Origin of the sequence: Chitinophaga nivalis (genome assembly GCF_025989125.1) — a bacterium.
GTDB lineage: Bacteria > Bacteroidota > Bacteroidia > Chitinophagales > Chitinophagaceae > Chitinophaga > Chitinophaga nivalis.
This window is the reverse complement of sequence record NZ_JAPDNR010000001.1, coordinates 4,159,321-4,185,717: the sequence shown is the minus strand read 5'-3', so window position 1 is coordinate 4,185,717 and position 26,397 is coordinate 4,159,321. Positions and strand designations below refer to the sequence as shown.

19 protein-coding genes are annotated in these 26,397 nt (G+C 49.1%); 12 read left to right on the top strand and 7 right to left on the bottom strand.

Annotated features, from left to right (window positions below; all coding sequences use genetic code 11):
• Positions 1–153 precede the first annotated feature (153 nt).
• From OL444_RS16610 to OL444_RS16595, 4 genes are all read right to left on the bottom strand, one after another.
• Complete coding sequence (locus OL444_RS16610) at positions 154–1,407, bottom strand: amidohydrolase family protein (RefSeq protein WP_264731406.1); 1,254 nt, start codon at positions 1,405–1,407, stop codon at positions 154–156.
• A 244-nt stretch (positions 1,408–1,651) separates the two neighbouring features.
• Entirely contained in the window at positions 1,652–2,638 is a 987-nt protein-coding gene (locus OL444_RS16605; protein ID WP_264731409.1) for an energy transducer TonB, read from the bottom strand.
• Between the two features lie 223 nt (positions 2,639–2,861).
• The gene (locus OL444_RS16600; RefSeq protein WP_264731411.1) at positions 2,862–3,308 is read right to left on the bottom strand and encodes an EthD domain-containing protein; all 447 of its coding nucleotides are present in this window, start codon (positions 3,306–3,308) and stop codon (positions 2,862–2,864) included.
• Positions 3,309–3,416: 108 nt separating this feature from the next.
• Entirely contained in the window at positions 3,417–5,840 is a 2,424-nt protein-coding gene (locus OL444_RS16595; protein WP_264731413.1) for a TonB-dependent receptor, read from the bottom strand.
• Positions 5,841–5,873: 33 nt separating this feature from the next.
• Between OL444_RS16595 and OL444_RS16590 the strand changes: the two genes are divergently transcribed.
• Entirely contained in the window at positions 5,874–6,110 is a 237-nt protein-coding gene (locus OL444_RS16590; RefSeq protein ID WP_264731415.1) for a hypothetical protein, read from the top strand.
• Between the two features lie 25 nt (positions 6,111–6,135).
• Here the strand turns inward: OL444_RS16590 and OL444_RS16585 are convergent, their stop codons facing one another.
• Positions 6,136–6,618: a GbsR/MarR family transcriptional regulator gene (locus OL444_RS16585; RefSeq protein ID WP_264731417.1), complete on the bottom strand. Its 483-nt coding sequence runs from the start codon at positions 6,616–6,618 to the stop codon at positions 6,136–6,138.
• A gap of 340 nt (positions 6,619–6,958) precedes the next feature.
• On the opposite strand from OL444_RS16585, the gene OL444_RS16580 reads away from it, so the two are divergent.
• Entirely contained in the window at positions 6,959–10,993 is a 4,035-nt protein-coding gene (locus OL444_RS16580) for an Ig-like domain-containing protein (protein ID WP_264731418.1), read from the top strand.
• A 1,106-nt stretch (positions 10,994–12,099) separates the two neighbouring features.
• On the opposite strand, the gene OL444_RS16575 is transcribed toward OL444_RS16580, so the two are convergent.
• Positions 12,100–14,739, bottom strand: coding sequence for a ferritin-like domain-containing protein (locus OL444_RS16575; RefSeq protein ID WP_264731425.1), 2,640 nt, complete (start codon positions 14,737–14,739; stop codon positions 12,100–12,102).
• An 823-nt stretch (positions 14,740–15,562) separates the two neighbouring features.
• Here OL444_RS16575 and OL444_RS16570 point away from each other — a divergent pair.
• The 6 genes from OL444_RS16570 to OL444_RS16545 all read left to right on the top strand — a co-directional run bounded on the left by OL444_RS16570 (position 15,563) and on the right by OL444_RS16545 (position 19,754).
• The gene (locus OL444_RS16570; protein ID WP_264731427.1) at positions 15,563–15,757 is read left to right on the top strand and encodes a hypothetical protein; all 195 of its coding nucleotides are present in this window, start codon (positions 15,563–15,565) and stop codon (positions 15,755–15,757) included.
• A gap of 153 nt (positions 15,758–15,910) precedes the next feature.
• Positions 15,911–16,864: a grasp-with-spasm system ATP-grasp peptide maturase gene (gene gwsG / locus OL444_RS16565; protein ID WP_264731429.1), complete on the top strand. Its 954-nt coding sequence runs from the start codon at positions 15,911–15,913 to the stop codon at positions 16,862–16,864.
• A gap of 2 nt (positions 16,865–16,866) precedes the next feature.
• Positions 16,867–17,442 carry a hypothetical protein gene (locus tag OL444_RS16560; protein WP_264731431.1) on the top strand — a complete coding sequence of 192 codons (576 nt, stop codon included), beginning with the start codon at positions 16,867–16,869 and terminating at the stop codon, positions 17,440–17,442.
• Positions 17,443–17,462: 20 nt separating this feature from the next.
• Positions 17,463–17,615 carry a hypothetical protein gene (locus OL444_RS16555; protein ID WP_264731432.1) on the top strand — a complete coding sequence of 51 codons (153 nt, stop codon included), beginning with the start codon at positions 17,463–17,465 and terminating at the stop codon, positions 17,613–17,615.
• Positions 17,616–17,627: 12 nt separating this feature from the next.
• Positions 17,628–18,698 (top strand): grasp-with-spasm system SPASM domain peptide maturase, encoded by a 1,071-nt coding sequence (gene gwsS / locus OL444_RS16550; RefSeq protein WP_264731434.1) that lies wholly within the window; start codon positions 17,628–17,630, stop codon positions 18,696–18,698.
• A gap of 78 nt (positions 18,699–18,776) precedes the next feature.
• Complete coding sequence (locus tag OL444_RS16545) at positions 18,777–19,754, top strand: DUF6624 domain-containing protein (RefSeq protein WP_264731435.1); 978 nt, start codon at positions 18,777–18,779, stop codon at positions 19,752–19,754.
• A gap of 56 nt (positions 19,755–19,810) precedes the next feature.
• Here OL444_RS16545 and OL444_RS16540 read toward each other — a convergent pair whose 3' ends face one another.
• Positions 19,811–20,971: an aspartyl protease family protein gene (locus OL444_RS16540; RefSeq protein ID WP_264731437.1), complete on the bottom strand. Its 1,161-nt coding sequence runs from the start codon at positions 20,969–20,971 to the stop codon at positions 19,811–19,813.
• Positions 20,972–21,092: 121 nt separating this feature from the next.
• Here OL444_RS16540 and OL444_RS16535 point away from each other — a divergent pair, with 121 nt between their 5' ends.
• From OL444_RS16535 to OL444_RS16520, 4 genes are all read left to right on the top strand, one after another.
• Positions 21,093–21,614, top strand: coding sequence for a GNAT family N-acetyltransferase (locus tag OL444_RS16535; protein ID WP_264731439.1), 522 nt, complete (start codon positions 21,093–21,095; stop codon positions 21,612–21,614).
• A 366-nt stretch (positions 21,615–21,980) separates the two neighbouring features.
• Complete coding sequence (locus OL444_RS16530) at positions 21,981–22,181, top strand: hypothetical protein (protein WP_264731441.1); 201 nt, start codon at positions 21,981–21,983, stop codon at positions 22,179–22,181.
• 293 nt (positions 22,182–22,474) lie between these two features.
• Positions 22,475–24,463 carry a sensor histidine kinase gene (locus OL444_RS16525; protein WP_264731443.1) on the top strand — a complete coding sequence of 663 codons (1,989 nt, stop codon included), beginning with the start codon at positions 22,475–22,477 and terminating at the stop codon, positions 24,461–24,463.
• Positions 24,460–26,370, top strand: a complete 1,911-nt coding sequence (locus OL444_RS16520; RefSeq protein ID WP_264731445.1) for a sensor histidine kinase — start codon at positions 24,460–24,462, stop codon at positions 26,368–26,370. Before OL444_RS16525 ends, OL444_RS16520 begins: the two co-directional genes overlap by 4 nt.
• Positions 26,371–26,397: the final 27 nt, after the last annotated feature.

Here is a 26,397-nt window from a genome sequence, read left to right as displayed (position 1 = left end):
GTTTTTTTATAGCTATGATATTTAAATAAAGTGGGTCGCACTACCCGGTTTCCGGTAGCCGGCTTCTTTTCAGTTGCCGGATACCGCCCTATAACGGGAACGTACCAACGGTTATTGTGTGCCTGTATACCTTTTGACAGGAAGCAGGCTGGGTTAGTCTTTCCGGATGATCTTTCCGTCTTTCATCACAAAACTCACCGCTTTGATGGCATTGATATCTTTCAGCGGATCTGTTTTTACTGCAATAATATCCGCGGCCAAAGCCGGCGCAATCAGGCCTCTTTCCTTTTCTACTCCCAGCAGTTCTGCTGCATACCGGGTCATACATTGCAGGACATAGGCATTGGGAATACCGGCATCTTTCCAGCTTTGCAATATTTCCAGGATCGTCTGCGCCCTGTTTTTACCGGGGATATCGATAATAATATCAGATCCGAACGCCATTTTAGTACCTATCCGGTACGCTCTTTTTAACCGGTCGATATCTATGCGGTAATAGTTGCGTGCGGTGGCGCTATCTGCACTGTAGGCTAAGTTATTACTAACAGCCAGGTCTGTTCCTACCAGGAAAGTACCTTTTGTTTTCATCAGCTGCAACAGCTCATCGTCGAGATCCACACCGTGTTCAATGGCCGCTGCCCCACTGTTGATCACATTCCGGGCTGCTTCGCCTCCCATGACATGCGCGGTGACCTTTAATCCTGCCTGACGGGCTTCTGTGACGGCTGCTGTCATCTCTTCCAGACTGTAATGATAGGCATAGGAATCCGTCACCACTTTAATCACGTTTGCCCCATAGTAAATATTCTTCCTGACGGCCTTCCTGATTTCATCTGCACCATTGGCATCGAGATACTCCATATCCCAAACATGTTCATGTTCGGGACTGGCAGCTGTTTGCCCCCCATACGGACTGATAATTTTCCCGGCGTATATAATCGTCGGCCCTTGTATCCATCCTTTTTTAATAGCCCGGATCACATCTGCGGAAGCATAATTGGCATCATTCCCGATTTCCTTGATGGTCGTAAAACCATTCATCAGCAATACCTGTGCATTGTGTGCGCCGCGCAATGCCCGCAACGCTGTGCTTTCTGTCATATACATATGCTCAATAGCTACCTTCCGGTACGGGAAAGCAACGGTCAGGTGTACATGGCAATCCATTAAGCCTGGCAACACCCAGGCATCAGACAGGTCTATGATGCTATCTGTCGGGCTATAGGGAATATCTGCGCCGATCTGTTGAATTTTCCCATCTCTGACGGCGATCAGTTGCTGTGACAGCATTTTACCGGTGGCGGCATCAAACAAGTGCCCGGCTTTAATGATGGTAACCTGCGCCTGCAAAACACCGGCGATCAGACAACTGCCTAAAAAACTACAGATAACCTTTTTTAATTTCATAACGATGACGGGTTTATAAATGCTATCGGTTAATGTATCTGCCATTACCCGGATTATCTCCCGGGTGCCCACAAAGGTATATTTTCAGGTGCGATCCTGCCAGTATTATCGGGAGATAGATAAGATGACGATGCCGGACTACCGCGCTACTCAAGGTATACAAACAATAAAGGCCTTCCGGCAATACCGGAAGGCCTGGGTAAATATCACTAACGTTACCGATGCTACGCTGTTTTCCGTCGTATTACAGTATTTCACCAAACCGAATCGGCAGGATAAAATAATCTGCCGTCGCCTTCCCCCTTACTTTCGCCGGGTGCCAGCGGGGAGAGAGCCGTATCACGCGTATGGCTTCTTTTTTCAGGGCATCCGACGCTTGGCCTGTAGCCACGGGATCTTTGACATGACCAGCCGCATCTATCAGGAATGACACCGCCACTTCTCCCATTTCATTGTTCAACACGGCAGAACGGGGATAACGCATGGTGCGTGATAAAAAACTGGCCAAAGCATCTGCTCCCCCTTTAAAGGTAGCAGGGGTATTAATCTGGGTATACAGGATTTCCTTTCCATCTGTATCATAAAGCACCCCATTGACCAAGTTACCCTGCACATAGTTTTCCTGGTAACTCTTACGGCCATCTTTTGCCACTCCTTCCCAGACACCTTCCCGCAAACCATCTTTCAATATACCTCTTTCTTTCACTGCATAAACGGAATCATCACGTAACAGGTACACTCCATTACCACCGGTTAACTCCGGCCGGCCGGCACTATCCCAGCTATTGATCACCCTCCACGGTAAATTCGGATTCAGCTTCCCCTTTTCATCGTATGCCGACGCCACACATTCTGTCTTTAACCGGCCATTGTCATAGTAGCTGAGCCAGCTCCCATCGGGGGCGCCATTCCGGTAGGTCCCGCGTTTCACTACCTTGCCGGCTTCGTTGAACCACATGGCCGGGCCTTCGTATTTCAATTGGTCCGGAGAAGCAGAACCGGCAATGCTAAACAGTTTTCCGTTGATCCTGTAATCCCTGACTTCATATACCGGCTTTACCGTATCGGTGTTAAAAAACGTTCGTACATAGGAAGCCTGTTCTTTGACAGGTACTTCCACCTTTCTTTCGTTCAGGTAAACATAATAACTGTGTTCATCGATTTTATAATGCTGGGCAATGGCAGCCACGTTGCATAGCGCAAAGCAACATGACAGAAAAACGGACTTCATAATGGAGGGAATTTTTTTGGGTGACACAAAAGTGAATTTCAATTGTTATGGACGGTCAGGTAAGACAATCTGCCTGCAATATAGGATGCCCTGACGCCACCGGATAACAGTCCCCTGCAGTACTACTACGCGCCTGTAATGGGGCTATATCCTGCTTATTATCTACATAAAAAAAACCTGCACATCCTGTGCAAGTTTTAAATAACATCGGTAAACATACCGGCTAGTCCAGGTTATCGGTTACCGTTTCAATATCCCAATGCGATTGCAGGATTTCAAAACGATGCTGTTCGGCTTTGCGGTAGTTTTCCTGATCGGGATACAGCTGTTTTTTATAGGCTGATGTCAGGTCCGGATCAAAGGCCAGTGCGGCATTCCGGAATACAATGGTCACCCGGTAGTCCCACCGGATATCCTCTCCCCCATGCAGCCGCGGCTTGCTGGCAGTGATGCTGATAATATCTCCCTTCTCCTGCGCTTTCTTCAACAGGGGATAATGGTTGGTTTTCCATAACTGAATAAATTCTTCTGCATAGCCCCATTTGGCTTTATAATAATTTTCTACTGCGAAATAGGTGGCAGTAGCTTTCTGCTGCGCCAGCGCGGGAAGCGATACACTCAGCAAAACCAGGCAGATAATTTTTGTCAGGGCAGATGATAAGGTCGACATGATGGCTGTTTTTGGATGAATATGACATTACCCTACTAATTTAGTAGAATAATTTCATATTTACGGCTGACCGCACCGGGGACTTTTGTGGGGCCAGCCGTAAAGGGATTAAAACTTATAAGCCACACTGGCCGCAAAGTTCCGCGGGCGTTGCGGATTCACAGACCAGTAACCGATGTAGTATACTTCGTTGGTAATATTATTTACATTCAGGGTAATCCTGAATTTATCTGAATTATAGTAGATGCTGCCATTCAGCAGGGCATATGCCGGCAGGAAGAATTCACCGGTCTGGGCATTGTCAATCACCTTGTATTCACCGGCATAGTTTCCACCCAGGCCTAATCCGAAGTTTTTCAGCTGTCCCTTTGTGATGGTATAGGTACCCCAAAAGTTAGCCAGGTGCTGCGGGCCTTGTCCGCCGGGTGCTCTGCCGGGCTGGGAATAAAAGTCAAGCGGGTTGCCTTCAATGATCTTTGTTTCATTGAAGCTGTAACCAGCTATCAGATTGAATCCGGCCGCCGGGTGTGCACTGATGTCTATCTCTATACCTTTACTGCCTACTTTTCCTCCCTGCAGGGAATTGTTGGGGTTAGTGGCATCCGGTACTACCCTGTCGGCTACCTTAATATCATATACCGAAACGGTGGCACGCAGTTTATCGGCAAACAGGTTGGCTTTTACCCCGGCTTCCCACTGGTTGGCATGTTCCGGTTTGAATGATTTCATCCGGCGATCCGTTCCGTTGGCATTGGCCACTTCGCGGGGAGCCACATTGATGAAGGCATTCATATAGTTGGCAAATACCGATACTTTGTTCAGCACGGGCTGATACACCACGCCGAATTTAGGAGATAAGGCAAACTGGTTATAGCTGCCTTTACCTGTGGTTTTTTCACCGGGTGTATCGAAATAGTCGGCACGCAGACTCAGCATCGCCATTAATCCGGGCGTGATATTCAACACATCGGATACATAGGCACTGTAAGAACTGTTATTGATATTGCTGTTGCTCATACCATTCGGCGCCAGCAGGCGGTCAATGGCGGCTCTTGTTAAATTGACGGCTGGTATGGTGTCATGTACGAACTCCTGTACATCGCCCTGTGGCGTTACATTTCTGCCGACGGCGCCATTTGTACCGTTATTTACTACGTTCCGGTTGAAATAATCCAATCCGATCAGCAAACGGTTCCGGAGCTTGCCGATCATAAAGTCGCCATTAAAGTTCTGCTGGATATCGGTGGTAGTGGTGGTTTGGTTTTCTTTCTGGAAGTACTGGCTAAACCAGTTGTTTCCCGGATCGTCATCCCATATATAGGTATAAATACCGTCTGATTTTACCGCTCCGCGGGAAATGACCGTCTGGGAAGTCCACTGTTCCGATATTTTATAGAGGGCCTGTGCCTGCAGGTTAAAGCGGGGCGTTTTAATGGTCAGCTCATTGCTGGTGAAAGAAAGTTTATTATTGAGATTCAGCTCCTGTATGTTTTTGAAATCCAGCGCCGCGGTTCTGCCGGAGTGAAAAAATACCGGCGCCACCGCCCTGTCTTCCTGCAGGAACTCTGTTAGTAAATGGAACGTGAGTCTTTCGCTGACTTCATAAACCAACGACGGCGCGATGAAAAAGGATTTTTTGAATCCCGCATCCTGGAAGCTGTTTTCGGAGTGGTAAGCAGTATTTACCCGTAGGGCGATCTTCTCTTTCTTACTCAGCGGCGTATTGATATCTGCCGTTACCCGGTTTAAGCCAAAGCTGCCAAAATTATAGGCTACTTCGCCGCCGAAATTGAAATAAGGTTTTTTGGTGATGGTGTTGATCATCCCCCCATAGCTGTAGAAGCTACCGCCGAAGAGAGTACCGGACGGCCCTTTGATGACTTCAATGGCTTCAATATCTGCGGGGTCCAGGTTACCACTGGTTAAACCCGGCAGGCCATTGTACAGGGTTGGCTGCGCATCGAATCCCCGTAAGGCAAAATAGGAAGCGCCATCGCCGGCACGGCCGGTAGATTCCCAGGTTCTGGTGAGTCCCGGCACATTGCGCAGGGCATCGTCATAATTGGTAATCCCCTGTTGTTTCATGATTTCCGCGGATACCGTATTATATACCTGCGGATTCTCCAGGTTTTTCAGGGGCATCTTGGCCACATTTTTATTTTCCTGGCGGGCTTTCCCGGTAGATACAATCACCTCCTGTAACCGGGCGGCATTATCATTCAGGACAAAATTGATCTCCTGGTCGCTGCCAGCCGTGACCGTAATATTTTTTTCCTGGGTGGCCGTCACCACGGTAGATACTTTCAGTACCCAGTTACCCGGTTTTACATTACTAATCGTGTATGCTCCTTTTTCATTACTGATATCACCCCAGCGGGCACGTTCGATCCGGATGGTAACATTCGGTACCGGGCTACCATCGGAAGTCGTGATAGTACCATGGATGGTACCATTACTATCTTTTGTTTTTTGCGCGTATAAAGTGGTCAGTGAAAGTAGCAAAACATTCAACAGACAAAGCTTTTTCATCATTACGGTTGTGTACTGGGTTGATAAAATAAAAATGTGACGCGCAAAATTGGCGCATTCCCCAGAGAAGTTATACGCGAATCAGGAAAATTTTTTATTCCTCCGGCCAACCGGGCTTTTGTTATCGGGTATCCCCGGCCGTTACAGGGTCGTACCGGGTTCTCCCCCACGCCAGACAGGTGGGTGTCCTACGGACAGGTATATCCGCTACGCCGGAAGAGCGACCGGCCGGAAAGGCGATGGTATCCCGGCCCCCTAAACCCGATTGCCTGACAACACACTGCATTCCCGGCAACCGCTAAGGATGCTGTTCTCTCCGCTTTGCAAAGAGGTCATTTATTTCACCATGCAGGTGATCGAAAAAAGCAATGGTCTTTTTCAGGTTTTCATGGTGGGTCGGATCATCATCTTTTCTGACCTGTAATAAGGCCGTTAATAAAGTATTGACCTGCAAAATCTGGTTCAGGCTTTTCCGGGTATTGGTTTCCCAATCGATGCCCGTGCTTTTGAAGTAACGCTTACGGTCACCCATATAGGTAACGGCAATTAACTGATTGGTACTTAACAGCAGTTTAATAGCATTGCTGGTGGAGCCTTTGCTGAGATGTAATGTTTCCCGGATTTCATCGAAGGTGAGCGCTGTTTTGTTACCAGCTATCAATAAGGCCTGTATGTAGGCAGCTGCCTGCGTACTTCCGCTTTGCTGAAAATAATGCGCTACCCTTTCGACAACGGCCTGCTGATCTTTAGAGAGATGCGTCGGCTCCATGCTCCTTTTCATCACAAGGTATTAAAAGTTCGATTGGTTTAAACCAAATGAACCAAAATAAAAATGATGCTTTCCAAAAAATTACTTTCCCGGTTTTCTGTGTGGTAGCGCATATATCCGTTACCGTTGTAGGTAATATCGGGCAGGATGCGACCGGTTCGGAATGCCGGTTAGTAATAACTGATGTTTATTTTCATGACACTGCCGTTAAGTTTGTACGAACCGAGATCTAGTAGCCTGGTATTCCTGAACCCTATCCCCTTAGTTCCCTTTCACGGAAAGGGATCGGCATGAGTTGTTAATCCATTTTTCATTTCACCATTTTTTCTTCATTTCCTTAATTCTTTTTTCTATGAGAAAAAGTGTACGTCTTCGTGGGCCCGTTACCGTTATTGCAATAATAATGGTACTGCTCATGACCCATTTTACGGGGTATGCACAAAAAGTGTATGCCAACCGGCAGACCAACCAGATCAATGGTTTGTGTCTGCTGTGTTTTGTTAATGAACCTGAAAACCCGGTCAACAGTAATTCACTGGATGATTATTCCACCTTTGTAATTACTGCCGGACTACTGGGTGTAAGTGTTGAACAGACACTCATTTTTCCGGCTGCCTCCACGCCCGGATGCGACTCCCTGATCATTGGTATCGGCAGCGGCAACACCCTCCTATCCGTTAATTTATTCGGAGGCGTGACCGTAGAAACCTTTAATGGCAACCGGTCCAACAACGACGCACAAGGCACGGCAGCCGGCGTAATACGCCTGCTGGACAACAACCGGCGTGCGGAAATTGCCATTAAACCGGCCAAACAATTTGACCGGGTAAAAATTACGTTAAGCAGTTCCCTGGCCGGCGTGCTGGAAAATTTCCGGCTCTACTATGCCCACACCCAACCGGCCACGCCGGCAGCACCGGTAGTAGTGCCTTCCGCTGCCTCCATCTGTAGCGGCGACAGTGTATTACTATCTGCCATTGCCCCCAACAGCACTACCGTCAGCTGGTATACCAGCAGCACCGGCGGTACTGCCATTGCTACCGGCAACACCTTACTGGTAACGCCTGCCGTTACCACTACCTATTATGCGGCCATTACCCAGGGCAGCTGTACCGGCAGCAGAACACCGGTAACCATCACGGTGAAACCTACGCCGGAAACACCGGCCTTATTAACGGTTCCGCCTATTTGCAGTGGTGACAGTGTTACCCTCACTGCCGTTGCGGCCGCAGATGCCACCATTATCTGGTTTGATGCCCCTGTTGGTGGTACTGCCTTCGCCATTGGTAAAACGGTGATCGTTAAACCCGCTACTACCACTACATATTATGCGGCTGCCAAAACAAATGGTTGCAGCAGCGCCCGTGCTGCCGTTACCGTTACGGTAAATCCGGCGCCGGCAGCTCCGGTAGTAAGCACAAGCACCAATACCGTGTGCAGCGGCGACAGTGTAATATTGTCTGCCACCGCGGCAGCCGGTGCTACCATTACCTGGTATGATACCCCTACCGGTGGTACTCCGCTCGCGACCGGCAATACCTTTAAAGTATACCCCACCGTTACGACTACCTATTACGCGGTAGCCACCGTGGGCAGCTGCAGCAGTCGACGTGTACCCGTTACCGTTACTGTTAATGCGAAACCGGAAGCACCGGTGATAACAACCGGCTCCTCCTCCATCTGCAGCGGCGACAGCGTGCTCTTATCAGCCACTGTACCAGCCGGCGTGACCGTTACCTGGTTCAATACCCCTACCGGCGGTACGCCACTGGCTACCGGTACTACCTACCTGGTAACGCCCGCTGCCACTACTACCTACTACGCCGCCGCTTCCAACGGCAGCTGCAGCAGTGTACGTGTGCCTGTTACCATTACCGTTAATCCTCAACCGGCCGATCCGGTCATCGCCAATGTACCGGCTATCTGTAAGGGTGATAGTGTATTGCTGTCTGCCACCGTTCCTGCCGGCGTGACCGTTAACTGGTATGATGCTCCTACCGGCGGCACCCTGCTGGCTACCGGCAACACCTTTAAAGTGATTCCAGCAGCTACCACTACCTACTATGCAGTAGCTACACAGGGCAGCTGCAGCAGTCGGCGTGTACCCGTTACCGTTACTATCAATCCACAACCGACCCCACCGGTCATTGCCAACGTTCCGGCCATCTGTAGTGGCGACAGTGTACTGTTATCTGCCACCGCACCGGCAGGCGCCACTGTTACCTGGTACAACGTGAGTACCGGCGGCACCCCACTGGCCACCGGCAATACCTATCGGGTGAAACCTACCGTTACCACTACCTACTATGCCGCCGCCGCTCAGGGTAGTTGCGCCAGCAGCAGAACACCGGTAACCGTTACCGTAAATCCCAGACCGGCATTACCCGTAGTTCCGGCCGTTCCGGCTGTATGTAACGGCGACAGCGTTACCCTCATCGCCAATGTACCTGCCGGCGTCAACGTGGTCTGGTATAACAGCAACAGTACCGGCGCCACTCCTATCGGCACCGGCACACCGTTCCGGATAAAACCCACCGCCACCGGCCTTTACTATGCAGCCGCCACACTGGGTACCTGCAGCAGCAGCCGTGTATCGGTGAACGTTGTCGTAAATCCAAGACCAGTAGCCCCCGTAATACCGGATGCCACTGTGTGCAGCGGCGACAGCATTACCTTAACCGCCACCGTACCGGCCGGCGTAACCGTTACCTGGTATAGTGTAAGTACCGGCGGTACCCCGCTGGCTACCGGCAATACCTATACGGTGAAACCAACCGTAACTACTACCTACTATGCCGCCGCCACGCAAGGTAGCTGCACCAGCAACAGCCGCACCGCTGTAACCGTCACCGTAGGTACACCACCGGCACCACCTGCCGTAGGTACTACCACTCCTATCTGCAGCGGCGACAGCATTACCCTCACGGCTTCCGCACCAGCCGGCACCACCATTGCCTGGTACAATACGCCTACCGGCGGGACACCACTGGCTACCGGTAACACCTATACGGTGAAACCAACCGTGACGACTACCTATTATGCTGCGGCATTACAGGGCAGCTGCGGCAGCAGCCGTACGCCTGTTACCGTGACTGTGAATCCTAAACCGGCAGCACCGGTGATTACCCCTGTTTCCGGTATCTGCGCTGGTGATACGCTCGTATTATCCGCTACTACTACCACTGCAGGCGCAGTAATCACCTGGTACAACACGGCCACCGGCGGCACGCCACTGGCTACCGGCAATACCTACGTTGTAGCGCCTGCTACCACTACTACCTATTACGCTGCCGCCACACTGGGTAATTGCACCAGCGGCCGTACGCCCGTTACCGTTACCGTCACCACCAAACCTGCACCACCGGTAGTTGCTACGCCGCCGGTTGTATGTAGTGGCGACAGTGTTACCCTTACGGCCACTGTGCCTGCAGGGGTTACTGTTACCTGGTACAGTGCGAATGGTACCCTGCTGGCTATCGGTAATACCTATACGGTAAAACCCACCGCGACTACTACCTACTACGCAGCAGCTTCAAAAGGCAGTTGCAGCAGCGGACGTACCCCGGTAACCGTTACCGTTGGCACCCGGCCAGCAACGCCAGTACTGGTGGCTGGTGCAGCTGTCTGCGCCGGCGACAGCATCACCCTGACTGCAATTGTACCGGCAGGTGTGATTGTTACCTGGTATAATGTCAGCACAGGTGGTACGCCACTGGCTACCGGTAATACCTATACGGTAAAACCAGCCGTTACAACGACCTATTACGCATCAGCCGGTACAGGCACCTGCGCCAGCCCGCGTAGCGCCGTTACGGCAGTCGTAAATCAAAGACCTGGGGCGCCGACCGTAGCAGCGGATACCGTTATCATCAATAGCGGTGAAACAGCTGTTTTAATCGGTACCAGCCCTACAGGTGCTGCCTTTACCTGGTACAATGCACAGGTAGGTGGAACGGCCCTCTACAGCGGCAATCCGTTCAGTACGGCGCCTACCGCTACCACTACTTATTTTGTATCTGCCACACTCACCTGCTGTGAAGGTCCGAGAAGACCGGTTACCGTAATTGTGAGGGGTAGTATTATCGTGAAAGAACCAACAACAGCCAAAGAAAATACGACCGTAACAACGGATAAAAGTGCATCCGCCCTACAAACGCTCGACTTCTACCCTAATCCTACCAGCGGCCTTATACAGATAAGGAGCAAACAGGAGCTGAATGGCAGTCAGCTGATCGTGACGGATCTGCATGGACAATCCGTTTACAGAGAAATACTGCGCAATAATAGTGTTCGCCTGCCGGACGCTGTTCCAGCGGGTATTTATATACTACAAGTAAAAACAAGGGCCGGTCAGCAACTGACAGGCAAAGTGATCATCACCCGATAAAAAAAGAGAGGCCGCCCGAAGACATGGGCGGCCTTTATTTTTCTATTGCATATTAAACGTATTGCACATAGGTGCGTTCGTTGTTTAACAAATTTGAGTACTATCAAAAAATGAAAAAGTTATGATATGGGATATCCCCGGCAGGTACATCCATCCCGCTTATAATTTTCTATCATGAAGGACGGTTACAATACAACCAACCGGCTGTATACAGACACACTTTTCCACAGTCCCGTTCATGGACGTCCTTTTTTTCCGGCTTATTTTTTATTATTACCGGTTGTGCCGGCATCATGAAATGCATGGTTACCCGAAGCATCAAACAGCTGCAGGTAGCGATTGTTGTAACATGGTTACGCTTTTAATTTATCAACAGGAATTCCGTTCATTCAGTCCATACGCGTTTAATTATTTTACTACGAGACAAAAGGATATTTGATCAAAACCAGCGTTTTAAGATATTTATTCTCTTCCGTACAGGTTACCACTACAGATCGCATTATACAAAATGCGGCTCCTTTCCGGAATAATACTGTTTCTCCACAGGATAAAAAAAACCCTACAATCAAAGCTGCTAAAAGGTAAATCTTGCTACAATCTCATAAGAAAGTTATAAAAAGAAATATTTGACAGATACCGGATACGCTGTCATTCATGATACGGGTCCATCATGATGGGCGCAGGTTTTCCAACTATTATATACTGGGTTTTCCGTCAGCAGTAATACGGTAGTTGTATGCTTCAAAGTTATAACGCCTTACCGCAAAAACACCTCATGCAACAAAATTCCGGCAGTAAGCGGCGGCATGCAGTACTACACGGGATGCAGTTTAAAATCATGCCGGCGAAACTATTATACAGTTGCGCTCCCCCTTCCTGTATTGAAAATAAAACAGGGCGCGACGGGAGCAAGCTGCTTTGCACCTACCTGTAATCCTTTACTGACAAGCTGTTCAGCACAGTAATAACCTTTCCCCAACCAACACATGACAGGTTGAACGGACCACCATCATATGCTGTCTGTATGGTATCGTTATATAAGATTCCCTGCAGCTGATGGTTGCAGGGAATCTTAAAATGACCACTATGTAGTATAGCCGTACGGGTTACAACGGCAACTGAAAAGCGGGACCCGCCGTAGTGCCATCATTACGTCCGGTAGGCGTTTCCATTAGTTGTCTGGCCAGCAGGGATAAAGTATACATGGTACCCACTACTTCCGGCAATAAAGCAGGTTCACCATTAAACGTTCTGTGCAGGCCTTTCAGCATACCCTGATAGGTATGCGCAAACTGCGTTGATAATATCTCTGCACGGGAACCTTTGGCATAGGATATCGGCAGCGGATCATCTGCCATCGGCCATACACCATCCGGATCGAATGGAATTTTTCCGCCGGTAAAGGAGAAGGCACCGTCTTTGCGGATCATATGATGCCCATGTACGATCTCCGAAAATTTATAGTAGTGTGCCAGCTCTTCCTCGCCATTGGTAGGATCTTTGGCAGATGTACCTTCTCCCTGATCGGTAATCAGGTCGATGGCATTCAGGGCATCCTGCAGGTTATTAATCACATTTAATTGTCCGGGAACGCCCCAGTCAGTCACCTGTTTAGCCTCGTTGCCAAAAGTAAGTTTGCCGGCCTTGTTCAGGTTCGTCAGGGCTTTTTTGATTTCTGCATAGAACCAGCCTACCGTATACAGGTTGGGATGTTCCGGCCATTGCGGATACATCGCTTTGGCTTTGATCTCTACTACTTTTTCCGGCTCTTCGATGGTCATAAAACAATCGCGGATATGTTCAATAGAACACTTACGCAACCGGACAGTTAGCCACGCATGCAAGCCTCCCGGTAATGTACCCGGATAGTCCGGTACAAAAGATGGCTTGGCAATATCCGGGCTGCCCCCGATCGCAATGAGCAAGTTACACACCAGCGACATGTGCAGCATTTCCTCCATCACCACGCCTCTGATCAGTTCATATATTTCGATGTTGTATCCTTGTTTGATACTGTACATCGCCGTGAGATAAGGTGGTATGGTGGAGTGCTCCAGTTCTATAGCCGTTTGCAGGGCCAGTTTCAGGCTATCTACGGAATCCAGGTTCATATAGAGCGGATTCTCCAGCCACTGCTGAATCATTTGCTGTTTGGCCCGGGAAAGGTCGCGGGTCACCGGCATGTAGTTCGGGCTGGAAAGCGGCAGTTTAAATACACTTTTCAGGATATGCAGCCGTTGTACCACACTGGCATAATTAGACAGATCCACGATAGGCTTCATCACCGGATACAGGTTGGCATATTGCAGGAAGATCGGGTGTATGTGTTCCATCCAGGTAGGTTTGGCCGGCACCTGAAAACCGGAAAACACCCGGGTATAGATCAGTTGTCTGGATGGCGGCTCCACCGGCGGCGGCCCCGGATTATCCAGCTGAAAAAACACATCATATATCTGTCCGTCGATCATATGTCGGGGTGACCCCGGATCACCGGCAGTCATAGGCAGTTGGGCGATACCTGCAGCATCTGTTGTAATAACAGCGGGGAAAGTCAGGGCGTTATCGCTGGCGGATGCCGGTACCGGTGCATGATACACACTGAGCTGCCGGTTGGGTAACGGCCGGCCGAATGATTTGGCATAAATTTTTGCCGTAGCCTGATCACCAGGATTAAAGCGATACACAAAGGTATCTGCCGCCACAAAAGAACCATCGGCATTTTCGCGCAACAACACTTCTCCGGTAGACAACAACACCAGCGCAAGCGGATGATTGGCCACAATTTCCAGCTGATGTGCATTCAGCTGAAAGGAACTGATACCACTGGCGTGGGTGTACCATTTGGAGGGGGTATAATCCACCACCCCGAGCAACACGGTTCCTTCGACTGGCGATAATACGGCAATGCCCAGTTCATCAATGTCCGACTGCGCACCTCCGCTGACCACCGTAGGCAGGGAATTGCCCAGGTCTACATGCAGGATGTTGCCGGTAACATTGGCATAGGCAGTTTGTACTGGTTGCGAAGGGGCCGCCACCGGATACAACGCTCTCCCATCAATGAAGTGATGCGGTTCATGCGCTTCAAATTTGCCGATAGCGCCTGCAATGCGGCCGAAAGTATACATCGGTAATTCTTTCAGGATCTGTACACTGTCTACATTAAACTTGATACTGATTTTATCCGGATGCACCGCACCCGGTGCTGTTGCTGCCAGCTCCCGCAGGAAACGGGAATTGGTGGTGTTATTCCACCGGTCAATTTTCACGGTACTGTGATAGGCCGCACAGACCATATCATCTGCAAAGCCTGTTTTGGCGCGTTTCCAGAGATCATAATAAGTAGTCACTTTATAATCTCCGCTAAAACCGATGCCGGTGTCTTTTCCCAGATCCAGGCGGAATCCCCAGATCTCCGTCAGGAAACGGGCGGGGTCCAGGTCTACCATTTTAGGTGCGGATCGTTCTTCTCCGCTGGTCAATGGCTGGCCAACAATCGGATCAATTTCGGGATTGTCGCAACTGGTGCCATCTGCATAGTATACACGCTCCACTTTTACATCGTGCAAACGCCAGGAACCACTTCCATTCGGGTTCCATCCTCCCCCGTTACCGGTGAGTTCATAAAGACCATTACTTGTTCGCCATTCCGCGGTATCATAATTTTTAACAAAGTTGTTGATCGTTGCCACATCGGACTGAAAACTGCCGGAAAAAATAAGTCGGGGTACTTGTAAATAGCTCATAGTAGATATAGGATTTAAGTTAGTCTGTACATACGTCTATGATTTAAGTACGTATGTCTTAACATAGAAAATACATGGTCACCAGCAAGGCGATACATCCGCCGTTCATCGAACGATATAAGGGTTAAACAGGAGACAATACTCAGCTGTATGGTACATCCTTTGCCACAGTTTTGGCTTGCTGCTGTGTAAATTAGTACGGCGGGCTGCTATTTTAGTACAGGAAATCCCGCACTTTCAACAACAGCTATATTGCAGTGGTCATCAAACAGCGGCCAGTATGCACTTACGGCTTATCAACGGCTGTCATTATCTCACACAGAACTTATCCACACCTCCCGAAGTAGCCGTCAGTATTCATTCAGGAGTTATCCATCATCTGCAAACAGGATCAGTAGGGTATTTCTCTGCTGTGATGATTTATCAGTCTGTTTTCTGCTATTGGCACTTGCCGGGTTACTGCAACCCATGAATAGTGACCTGAAAAAGCAGCCATCATCCTGATACTATCAACATGATTAATATAGTTTTCATGATCAACAATATAATTATCTGATCATAATAACAGGATTACTAACCATCATCTGCAGTTTAATTTTTTTCTGAAATATTTCTGCATTTATTTCAAAAAATAATCTTTATATTTAGGTGAAGTATTATAGCACTACTAATCCAAATATGAGAACATAATGCACCCTCAAGATACACCAGACCCTAACAAAAGGCTCACCAGCAGCATATCCTGACAAGTTTTTCCATTTAGTTTTTCATTATCCTATAAAACCACTGCAAGTGGCATTCCTAACAATTAAACGCCATAGTCATGAAAAAAAGATCCTTTCAAAAAATCAACGATTCCCTGTTTACACGGTTGACCCAGGAAGAAAAAAGAGGCATTAACGGCGGCTGGAGAATAGGCGACACCACAGCCCGTCAATCCGGCGGATTAGATGTTGTGATCAGGGTTTACAAAGATGGTAGTGCCGATGTCAGAAACATCCCCGGGTACTGGGCATAATCAGCCACCACACAACAGGTTGTATCAACCATTAACACTTTCCCCATTTCAAACCAAGTAACAGTAAAAGAAGCCGGCAGCTTCTTGCCGGTTTCTTTTTTACCTGTTCTCTCCCAGTTAACTATCCTGAAAAAATGACGCGATTGTCATAGCATGATACTTATATTCAGCGAAACCGGCGACAATGTTACGGATAAAGTGATGGACTATCTATACACCTATCACTGCCACTGTTGTCGCATCAATACAGAAGATATAATAAAAGATATCAGTTACCTCAACAACCATTACGCCATCACTTTCCTCAATGGAAAACAGGTCACCTTATCGGATGTGACCAGTGTATGGTACCGGAGAGGATACATGCGGATGCCAGAACTGAGCAGTCAGCCGGGAAAAATACCCGCCGATGTGCTGCTCAATGTATCTGAAGACTGGCACATGCTGACCCATCATCTTTTTTATCATCTATCTGCCAAAACAACCGGCTCCTACGAAAAAGAACTGGAACAAAACAAACTGATAGATCTGGAAATAGCACAGGCCTGTGCTTTAAAAACGCCTGCCTATATTTTCACTTCTGCCAAAAAAGAAATTATCGCTTTCCTCCGGCAGAAAAAAAAGATCATCACCAAATCACTGAACCGGCATACCCAGGTAAAATCACACCGGCACACTTTTGAAACGGCCGGTACACATCTCATTGATGAGCAGTTGTTATACCAGTTGCCGGAAACCATCTTCCCCAGCTTCTTTCAGGAATATGTTGAAAAAGAAATTGAACTCAGAATTTTTTATATCCATGAAAAAATATTTACCGTCGCCATCTTCTCACAAGCTGATGAACAAACAAAAATTGATTTCCGGAATTACAATACGGAAAAACCCAACCGGGTCATTCCCTATCAGATTCCTGCAGCCGTAGCAGACAGCGTCCGGCGATTCATGCAACGCAAGGAACTGAATACAGGTTCTATTGATATGATTCTCTCTGCAGCGGGTGAGTATGTGTTTCTGGAAGTGAATCCCAGCGGGCAGTTCGAGTGGATCTCCAATGCCTGCAATCTATATCTGGAAAAAGAAATTGCTACCTACTTAAGATACTGATTATGGGTAACAGCACACCAAGCACGCGACCACCTCACCCCCGGCTGTTGAAAGCCATATTGCTACTACTTTCTTTTTCTGCGCACCTGTATGTACAGGGGCAAATCGTCAATGAAAGACTGCTGAAAGCGCATGCAAAAGAAATCGGCGACGGAGACGGGCATATACTGCCCAATACCATTTTCATCAAAGTGATGGATGGTGTGGTATTTCAGGAGGGATACGCTCCGCTCAAAGAAGTAGAACAGGAATGGGTCGTCAGGGATTCCGCCACCGTCAGCAAAATGACCAATATGCCGGCAGACAGTGTCCTGATCATGTGTTCTCCCAGTTTACCCATCGAAAAATATATCTATCAACAGGTAGAAAAAGAGATAGCCGCCATCCCCGGCAAAGTTCCCATACTGCTGAATGAACGGTTTATGACCTCGCACAAAATGAGAAAACTCATGCTGCAATATCTTAAACCGTCAGATATCAGAAAAATAACTTTTCTCTCAAAAGAAGCAGCACAGAAAAAATATGGGAATGAAATATTGTTTGGCGCTATCGAGGTTTCTACCAACAAACACCCTTAGACATGCAATCCATCAAAAAAATGGTTGAACTTTCAACTTTACCGGTGCGTTTCTTTTTTATGGAAAAGATTACCCCGCCGCCTGCACGCAAAACCATGATACCAGCCACTTTCTACCAGCACCAGGTAGCCGTGAGCAAACACTACAAACCGATCAGTAAAATCATCCTTTAACCGTTCGCATAGATGAAAACCAATATCCCTTTCAGATTGTTTACCTGCTGTCTTCCGGTGGAAGGCGCCCAACGATCGGTACTCTGTGATGTACAACGGCAAAGCATTCACCTGATCCCCAATACCCTCTATGAGATCCTATTACTGCATGATGGTAAAACGATCGAACAGGTATATCAATATTATGAACATGAACAGGATGAGATCATCCACGAGTATTTCGAGTTTTTGCTGAGAGAAGAATTCATTTTTTTCACCGAAACGCCGGCGGCCTTTCCTCCCATGGATCTTACCTGGGATGAGCCGTATCCGGTTACCAATGCCATCATCGACCTGGATGCTGCTACACCGCCACTTCCCTGGCCACGCCTCATTCATGAACTGGAAACACTCGGTTGTCAGCATATCCAGCTTCGCTGCTTCTCCGATCATCCACTCACCTTCTTTGAAGACATCCTGCAACAATTGGAACATACCCGTATTCTTTCGGCAGAACTGATTATAAAATACCAGGATCATTTTACCCAGCCCATGCTGGTAGGGTTTTGCAGCCTGTTTAAGCGAATTACCCTGCTCACGCTCCATACCACTCCTTTTACGGAAACGGTATTTCATCCGCCGGCAGGCAATGCCCGGATCCTGTACATTCCTTCTCCCATTGATGCCGCCACCCATTGCGGGCATATCATTCCGGACTACTTTTCCATCAACATCAAAACCTTTACTGAGTCGCAGCAATACAATACCTGTCTTAACAGAAAAATCAGTATTGATGCTGCCGGCAATATTAAAAACTGTCCTTCTATGAAAGACAGCTTTGGTAACGTATACGACTCTACGCTGTTAGCGGCGTTAGCTCATCCGGCATTTAAAAAATACTGGCATATTAATAAGAATCAGATTTCTGTTTGCAAAGATTGTGAATTTCGCCATATTTGCACTGATTGCAGGGCATATCTGGAAAACCCTCAGGACATCCTGAGTAAACCATTAAAATGTGGCTACAACCCCTACACCTGCGAGTGGGAAGACTGGAGCCAGAATCCGCTCAAGGAGCATGCAATAGCCTATTATTTCAAGTAGGAATACAATACTTATATGATCGTCGTGAATGTTTTAATCTCAAAAATATATTGACTTACTATTAATGATTCCTGTTAAATGAAAAAGATACTTTCTTTATTACTATGCTGTGCCCTGCTACCCCATTTTTCTATCGCACAGCAAGACCTGACCCAGTATAATTTTTTCGTACACCAGGCAGACTCCCTGTATCACGCAGGCGCCTACAAACCCGCTGCGCTGGCCTTCTCTCAGGCATTCATCACCACCAACGGAAAAGGTTTAATGAATGACCGCTACAATGCCGCCTGCGCATGGGCATTAGCCGGTGTTCCCGACAGCGCTTTTTTTCAGTTGGAGAAAATTGTGACGAAAGTAGCTTTTGCAGACTACCAGCAACTCACCAACGACAAAGACCTGGTATCCCTTCATACAGATAAAAGATGGCAGCCTTTGCTGGATGCAGTACTCGTCAACAAAGAAAAAGAAGAAGCGCTGCTGGACAAATCGCTTGTACGCGTTTTAGATACCATTTATCAGGATGATCAGGAAAGCCGTTTACTGATAGAATCTACTGCAAAAAAATATGGCGAAACTTCCAAAGAAATGGAACGCCTCTGGAAAAAAATAGACTGGCAGGATTCCATCAATGTACGTAAAACCACCGCCATCCTCGATCAGTATGGCTGGCCTGGCCCCTCCGTAATCGGGATACGGGGCAGCACCACCTTGTTTCTGGTGATCCAACATGCCCCGCTGCGCATTCAACAGCAATACCTGCCGATGATGCGGGATGCCGTGAAGAAACAACAGGCGTCTCCTGCCGACCTGGCGCTGCTGGAAGACCGGGTATCATTGGGAGAAGGCCGTAAACAGATTTACGGCAGCCAGATCAGTCTCAATAAAAAAACCGGAAAATATTTTGTGTGTCCCCTGGAAGATCCCGATCATGTGGATGAACGACGGGAAGAAGCCGGCTTAGCTCCCCTGGCAGAATATGTACGTATCTGGGGGATAACATGGGATGTCAGCTCCTATAAAAAAGAACTGCCGGCATTGCCGCCCTGCGGGCAATAAATAAGACCGCCGCCCTCCGGGATATCTTCCGCCCCCGGAGGGCCGCTGCATGCAGGCTATGGCAGCTTTATCTTCGTTATCTGCACCTGTTGCCCATTGGTCCGTTGTATCGTCAGGTCTTTCCGTACATAATTGTACCACCTGAAAAAATCACATTCACCGGAGAAATCAGCTGCCGTTTTTCCATTTACGGCACTGACTACTTCATCCAGCTCAAAGGTATGCCCCGTGCCCTCCAGCGCCTTGCCCGTAATGACTAATTGCGACTCCTTTAATCCCACCGTCACCATTTCTGCGCCTTCCCATGTGCTGCGCTTATTTTCCGGAACCGGCAGCAGGTAATAATTGCTTTGGGCATGATTGAGGATCATACGCGTACAAAAGGTCGAAAAAAATCTCACGCCCAGTTTCAACGTCGTATTTTTTTTGCCGGTCGCCGGTACCTGATAAAAAGTATGCCCGCCCAGTTGCAGCTCCTGGAAACGTACGGTAGCCACCGTATCCGGCCGGGGCGTACCCATTATGCCCATCGACGCCGCCAGGCTATATTGTACCTGCCCGCCGCTTTCCTGATAGCGTGTCAGCAACTGCGTGCCCTTCTCCGCGGCTACCGGAAAAGTACATACGTTTTTATATCCCATATCAATGAGTACGTCCTGGACAGGCAATCCTATGATGGCGCCATTCACACAGGGCCTTTCCTTTACATAACGAACCGGGCACGTGATCATCCCTTCCTCCACGGGGAAAGCTGCCTGTGAAACATACAGCTGCCGCCGCTCAAAATCTATCTGCCAGTTCAACTGCCGGATCACATCGGCACTCAGCACAAACAGCTGCATACAACGCAACAAGGGCATATCTGCCATGACGCAACGTATATTTTTAAAATCGAAGCTCCCCACCTGCAACGTCTCCGCCACCACACTTTGCAGCCGCTTGGTCTGTTGGTTGGCATCATGGGCCTGCACTTCCTTACGACTACTTTTCAATTCCGCACTATCCCGGATACCGGCAGTAGCTACCGCCATTCCCGCGCCGGTGTCAAACAGAAAATCAATAGCATGCCCGTTTAGCTTTCCTTTAAATACCAACAGACCGGTTTCCAGGGAAAAAGGAATCGTATCTGTCCGGCGCTGTTGCGCCATACTTTCCGAGGCTATTCCTGCAAAGCAACAAATGCATAGCAGCCATCTCCGGACAACATTTTTTTTCATGTAAACGGGGTTTTAAACGATCCGCAAATGAGGGATTTGTAATACCACATAAAAGTAACCGATTCTTCGGGCAATCCTGTATTTTAGTACCCAAAATAACCAACAAGATAACCTGTAGCTTATGATTGATGCCACGCACGCAACGGTAAGTCTCCGCCGGATTACCATCGAAAATGTAGAAACCATCTGTGACCTGAGCAGTACCTTAAGTCCCGAACAACGAAAAATGGTAGCGGATAACGGCGAATCCATTGCCGTAGCCCACTATTCCGAAGATGCCTGGTTCAGGGCCATCTATGCCGACGACACCCCGGCAGGTTTTATTATGTTACACACCAGTGCCGATTGGAGCGACGGTATCGACTTCTCCGGCATATTCCTCTGGCGCCTGATGATAGCCGGCCCCCATCAGGGTAAAGGATATGGAAAAAAGGCCATCGGACTGGTGTTGCGTAACCTGGCGGCACGCGGTATATGGGAGCTGTACACCAGTTGTGGTGAAGGCCCTGGCAGCCCGCTGGCATTTTACCGGCAGCTGGGTTTTGAACCCACCGGCGATTACTACGGGGATGAACTGGAACTACGGCTTTGTTTTACGGCAGACATCCTCCCTTCGTTACTGGGTGATCTCCCCCTAAAATAATACGGCCTTTTCAACAGTCGTATATACGCACCTATACGACTGTTGGAAAATATATACGCTACATTTTATCTCCCTGACTGTTCTCCATAAAAAAACAAGAAAACTTCACCATATTTCAAATAATTTCGTATATTGAATACCGTTAAACCTGTTGTTTTATGAAAAACTATTTGCTTTCCACGCAGGGATAATCCCGGTAACAATTTTTAACCCAACAATACCTGTAGCCAAAGCGAGTTTCCGAAAGAAAAAAACCTGTATGCACGTCATCCTGCTTAACCATGCAGCCGGACTATGCGTATCTGTCATATCATCTCCATTAACACGCAAACAGTATACGTTTTTACACCTAAAAAGAACACACTTATGCAAAAACAAACAATCCTCCAACAGAAAAAATTATCCAGAACTGATTTAGCCAGCATCCAGGGCGGAAAAATGAATGCCGGTCCTGGTGGTAGTTGCTCTACCCACAGATGTGAAGAAGGATGCGGCAAATATGGCGGCACTTCCAACGACTGCGTATGTTACAATCATACCGGCTGGTGCGGACCGTATGTTCGCTAGTTGTTTAGCGCGGAACCCCTTATCACAGCCGGTTCCGCGCTGTTTTGTTTCTATACATCCCTTATTGTAACCACTTTTTCTCCGGCTGCTGCGATATACCGGCATGTAATTTTTCCTGCCACTGCCATCCCCCGTCACTGTTATCCGGCTGTTTAATTAACTGGACGCGTCCGGCTGCCAACATATTCTGCACAGGAATTTGTTTCCCAAACGGGTTAACCAGCCATTAACTTTTCAAACAGCTTTTCTTCTTTAACTATACATCGTTTGTTGAAATCACTGTATACTAAAAAATGAAGCAAAAGGAGCCGACCACCTACCACCTGTCATCGTTACCGGCAGGCCGGTTTAATACCCGGCAATCTCCTGGCCGCCGTCAGTATAACATATGGAAAAGCCTGATACTGACAGGTGTGATCATATGCCAGACCGGCATGCTTCACGCCAGCCATTTACCGCCGGACAGCATGGTTTATACAGACCAGCTGCATCAGCGTGCCGTAGCCGCGCTGCAAAAGAACCTGGACACCACCTGGTATTATGCCATTCGCTCGCGGGACCTGGCTACCCGTCGTCAATATGCAAAAGGCATAGCAGATGCGTGGCAGGTACTGGGCAGCTATTATGAATTATGCCATAATAAGTACTTGTCTGTCCGCTACTACACCGACGCCCTGCAGGCATATACCCAACAGCAATACCTCCCGGGAACAGGCCGCCTGTATGCGCACCTGGGCACCTACTATCAGCAATCCGGGCAATCTGCGATGGCGGCCACTTATGCCCATAAAGCCATGGCCACCAGCCGGCAACTACCGGACGATCTCACCCGGGCCTTCATCCTGACCCGTTACGCCAGCATTTTCCTGAACGATCCCGGCAAAAAGGACTCGGTACAATGGGCCCTGACAAGTGCCCGGAACAGTTGCACCCGCTACCGTGATACGGCTGGCCTGCTGCAACTGGAACAATTACAGATCCAGCAACTACTGGCTCAACATGATACTGCCACCGCCATCCACCAGCTGAACGACCTGCACACCCGGGCTACCGCCACCGGCTACTATTACCCGGCCGTACAGGCAGCCCGCCTGTTGACCGCCATCAGCGCCCGGCGGCAGCAACCGGATACCATTCAATATATGACACTGATGGTACAAGCAGCCCAGGCCGGCGGCTACCGGGAACAGATGATGCCCGTAGCCATTCAGCTGGCCGACTGGTATACCCGACAGGGAAAACCCGACAGCGCCCTTCCCTATAACCAGCTGCTATTAAACATCCTGGATAAAAAAGAAGCCGATAAAACCAACGGAGAAATGGATTATTTGTCCTACTACCTGCAGCAGCATAATCTCCACTCCCTGCAGCTGCAACAGGACATACAGCAGTCCCGGCTGCACCGGCTGCAATTGGAAAACCGGAACCGTTTTCTGCTCACGGCCTGTCTGATCATACTGCTGGTGCTGGCGGCCCTGGCCGAAATCTATTTTTTCCGCGCCTACCGGCGTACCCATAAAGACGCCCGGCTGCTGGGTATAAAAAACCGGGAGATCCTGGAAAAAAATACGCTGCTGCTCAGTCACGACGACTTCAAAAACAAGCTGGTATCAGTGATTGCGCACGATTCAAGGGCCCCCCTGAGTAACGTCATCAACATTACCACCTTCCTGAGAAAAGAAATGCTGTCGCCGGATGAAGCTGCAGAATGGATGATGGAAGTAGAACACGCCACCGGCTACACGCTGCAGATCTTCGACAATATCCTCACCTGGATCAGCTCCCAGGTAGCCGGATTCGTATATGAACCAGAATCCTGCAAACCGGCAGATATGGTCCCCGAAGTGGTGCGCTTCCTGTCTGGCATGATCAACGCCAAACACCTGCAGGTGATCATCAATATACCCGGTACCACTACCGTATGGGCCAACCGTGAAATGCTGCAGTTTATACACCGCAATTTCATTCATAATGCCATTAAGTTTTCGCCGGTAAGCAGTACCCTGCGTATTCTGGCGGAAACAGACAAGGATCGGGTTACCCTCTCGGTAACAGACGAAGGCCCTGGCATCCCGCCGGATCTGCTACCCAACCTGTTTGAGTTTAATCACAAAAAAGGCAGTAAAAATGAGCAGCAGGGCGCCGGGCTGGCACTCATTATCTGCCGCGACTTTATCAGTAAAATGGGCGGCCAGCTGCAGGTGACCAACCTCCCTGAAAAAGGCGCCCGGTTTTCCTATACGTTACCACCTGCTAATCCACACCAACTGCTACCTTCATGAGATGGCGCCACCTCACATATCTGTTTGCGGCCGTGCTGTTGTTCCTTGCCGGTAACAGGACGCCGGCACACGCCGTTGTGCCGGATGAAGTTAAACGCCTGCATGTAAAATTACGGCTGGCAAAAGACAGCAGCAGCTACACCAAGTTTTTGAATGACCTGGCTTTCCATTATCACCGCAATAACCTCGACAGCTGCTACTGGTATGCCAGTAAGGCCCTGGAAATAGCGGAACGCCGGCAGAATATCCGGGCTAAATCCTACGCCTATACGAACCTCGCGCTCTTTTATACCTTCAAAAGAAATCCCAAGATGGCCGTCATCTATAACTACGAAGCCTTAAAGCTGGACCAGGTGCTCTGCGACTCCGGTGCGATCAGCACTGACTACAGCAATCTCGCCCTGGCCTACCGGGGCGACGGGAACATCGGGAAAGCACAATACTATGAACAACTGTCTATTCAGCTGGGCTGTCGCTTTCTGGAGCACAGCGACTACAACATAGACCTGATCAACTACCTGATTTACTACTGGAAAGACAGTACCCGGCAGGATTCCGTACAATGGGCACTGGCACAGCTACGCGTTTCAACAGAACAGGACCCGTATAGTATGGAATGGTATAATGCCCGGCTGTTTGAAGCCATGGATCTGCTCAAAACCCATTCTTTCCAGGAAGTAGAAAAAAAGATCAATAACATTGCGGCAGATGCACTCCAAAGAGGACTGCCGGAAACCGCCACCACAGCCTATTACCATATGCTGGACGACCTGCTGCCAATGGGCTATCCGGTAGATTCCATTGCCTACGCCCAAAAGATATTTCCGTTGGCCCGGCAAACCGGTGATGATGAATCCCTCCTGGATGTGAGCAGTATCTTGTTCCGACACTACTCCGCCCGGCACGATCCGGCAAAAGCTGCGCTGTACGGGCAAGTACTCCGGCGCCTGGCAACAGCCGAATTGTTACAGATCAGAAAACTGCCGGCGGTAGATCATATCAGCTATTTCCTCCGCCAGCAACAGCTGCAGGAACTGTCGGCCTCCAATCAACTGCAACAGCACCGGATTACGGAAAATGAACTGCGGAAATCCGGACACCAGCTCCTGCTGAAATTTCTGCTGGGCGTACTGATCCTCCTGGCTATTTTTACCGGTACCTATTGGTGGTCTTACTATTGTTCGCGGCGGCATATCCGGGCACTGACCTCCGCCAATACCGATATAACGGAGAAGAATATACGCCTGCAGGAAAATGACACCTTCAAAAATAAATTACTCTCCCTGATTGCCCATGACTTCCGGGCGCCTTTAAAAGATATCCTCCATACCGCCAGATGGTGGCAACATAGTCCGCCGGACCGCCAATCCATGCTGAACAGTCTGAGCAGGATAGAACTCAATTCCCGGAAAACCCTCGACACCTTCGATGGTATCCTCCGCTGGATCAAGCTGCAACTGACCGGTTTCAGCTACCTGCCGGCCTCCTGCGATATACATGTACTGTTTGCCACCGCCCTGGAACATATGCAGGAAAACATCCGGAGCAAACAACTGACCACCCACCTGGAAGTGCCGTTGGATACGCTGCTGGCTGCAGACAATGAAGTATTGCAATTTGTGCACCGCACCCTCCTGGGACAAATCATTGCCCTCACCGGCCACCTGGGTACCCTCACCATTACCGCCCGGTCACAAAACCGGCAGACCATCGTTACCATCAAAGGGTATCCGATTATGATAACGCCGGCACTCTTACAGCTGCTCGATCATCCCCAGCAACACGACGGGCTGATACTGGCCACCTGCAGCGACTTTCTGGATAAGATGGGCGGCTCCCTGCAGCTCATGACGGAGGCGCCGATGACCTATGGCTTTGTGTACACCCTCCCCTCGCACAGACCCTGACCGGCCACATTCCGATAACGGACACGG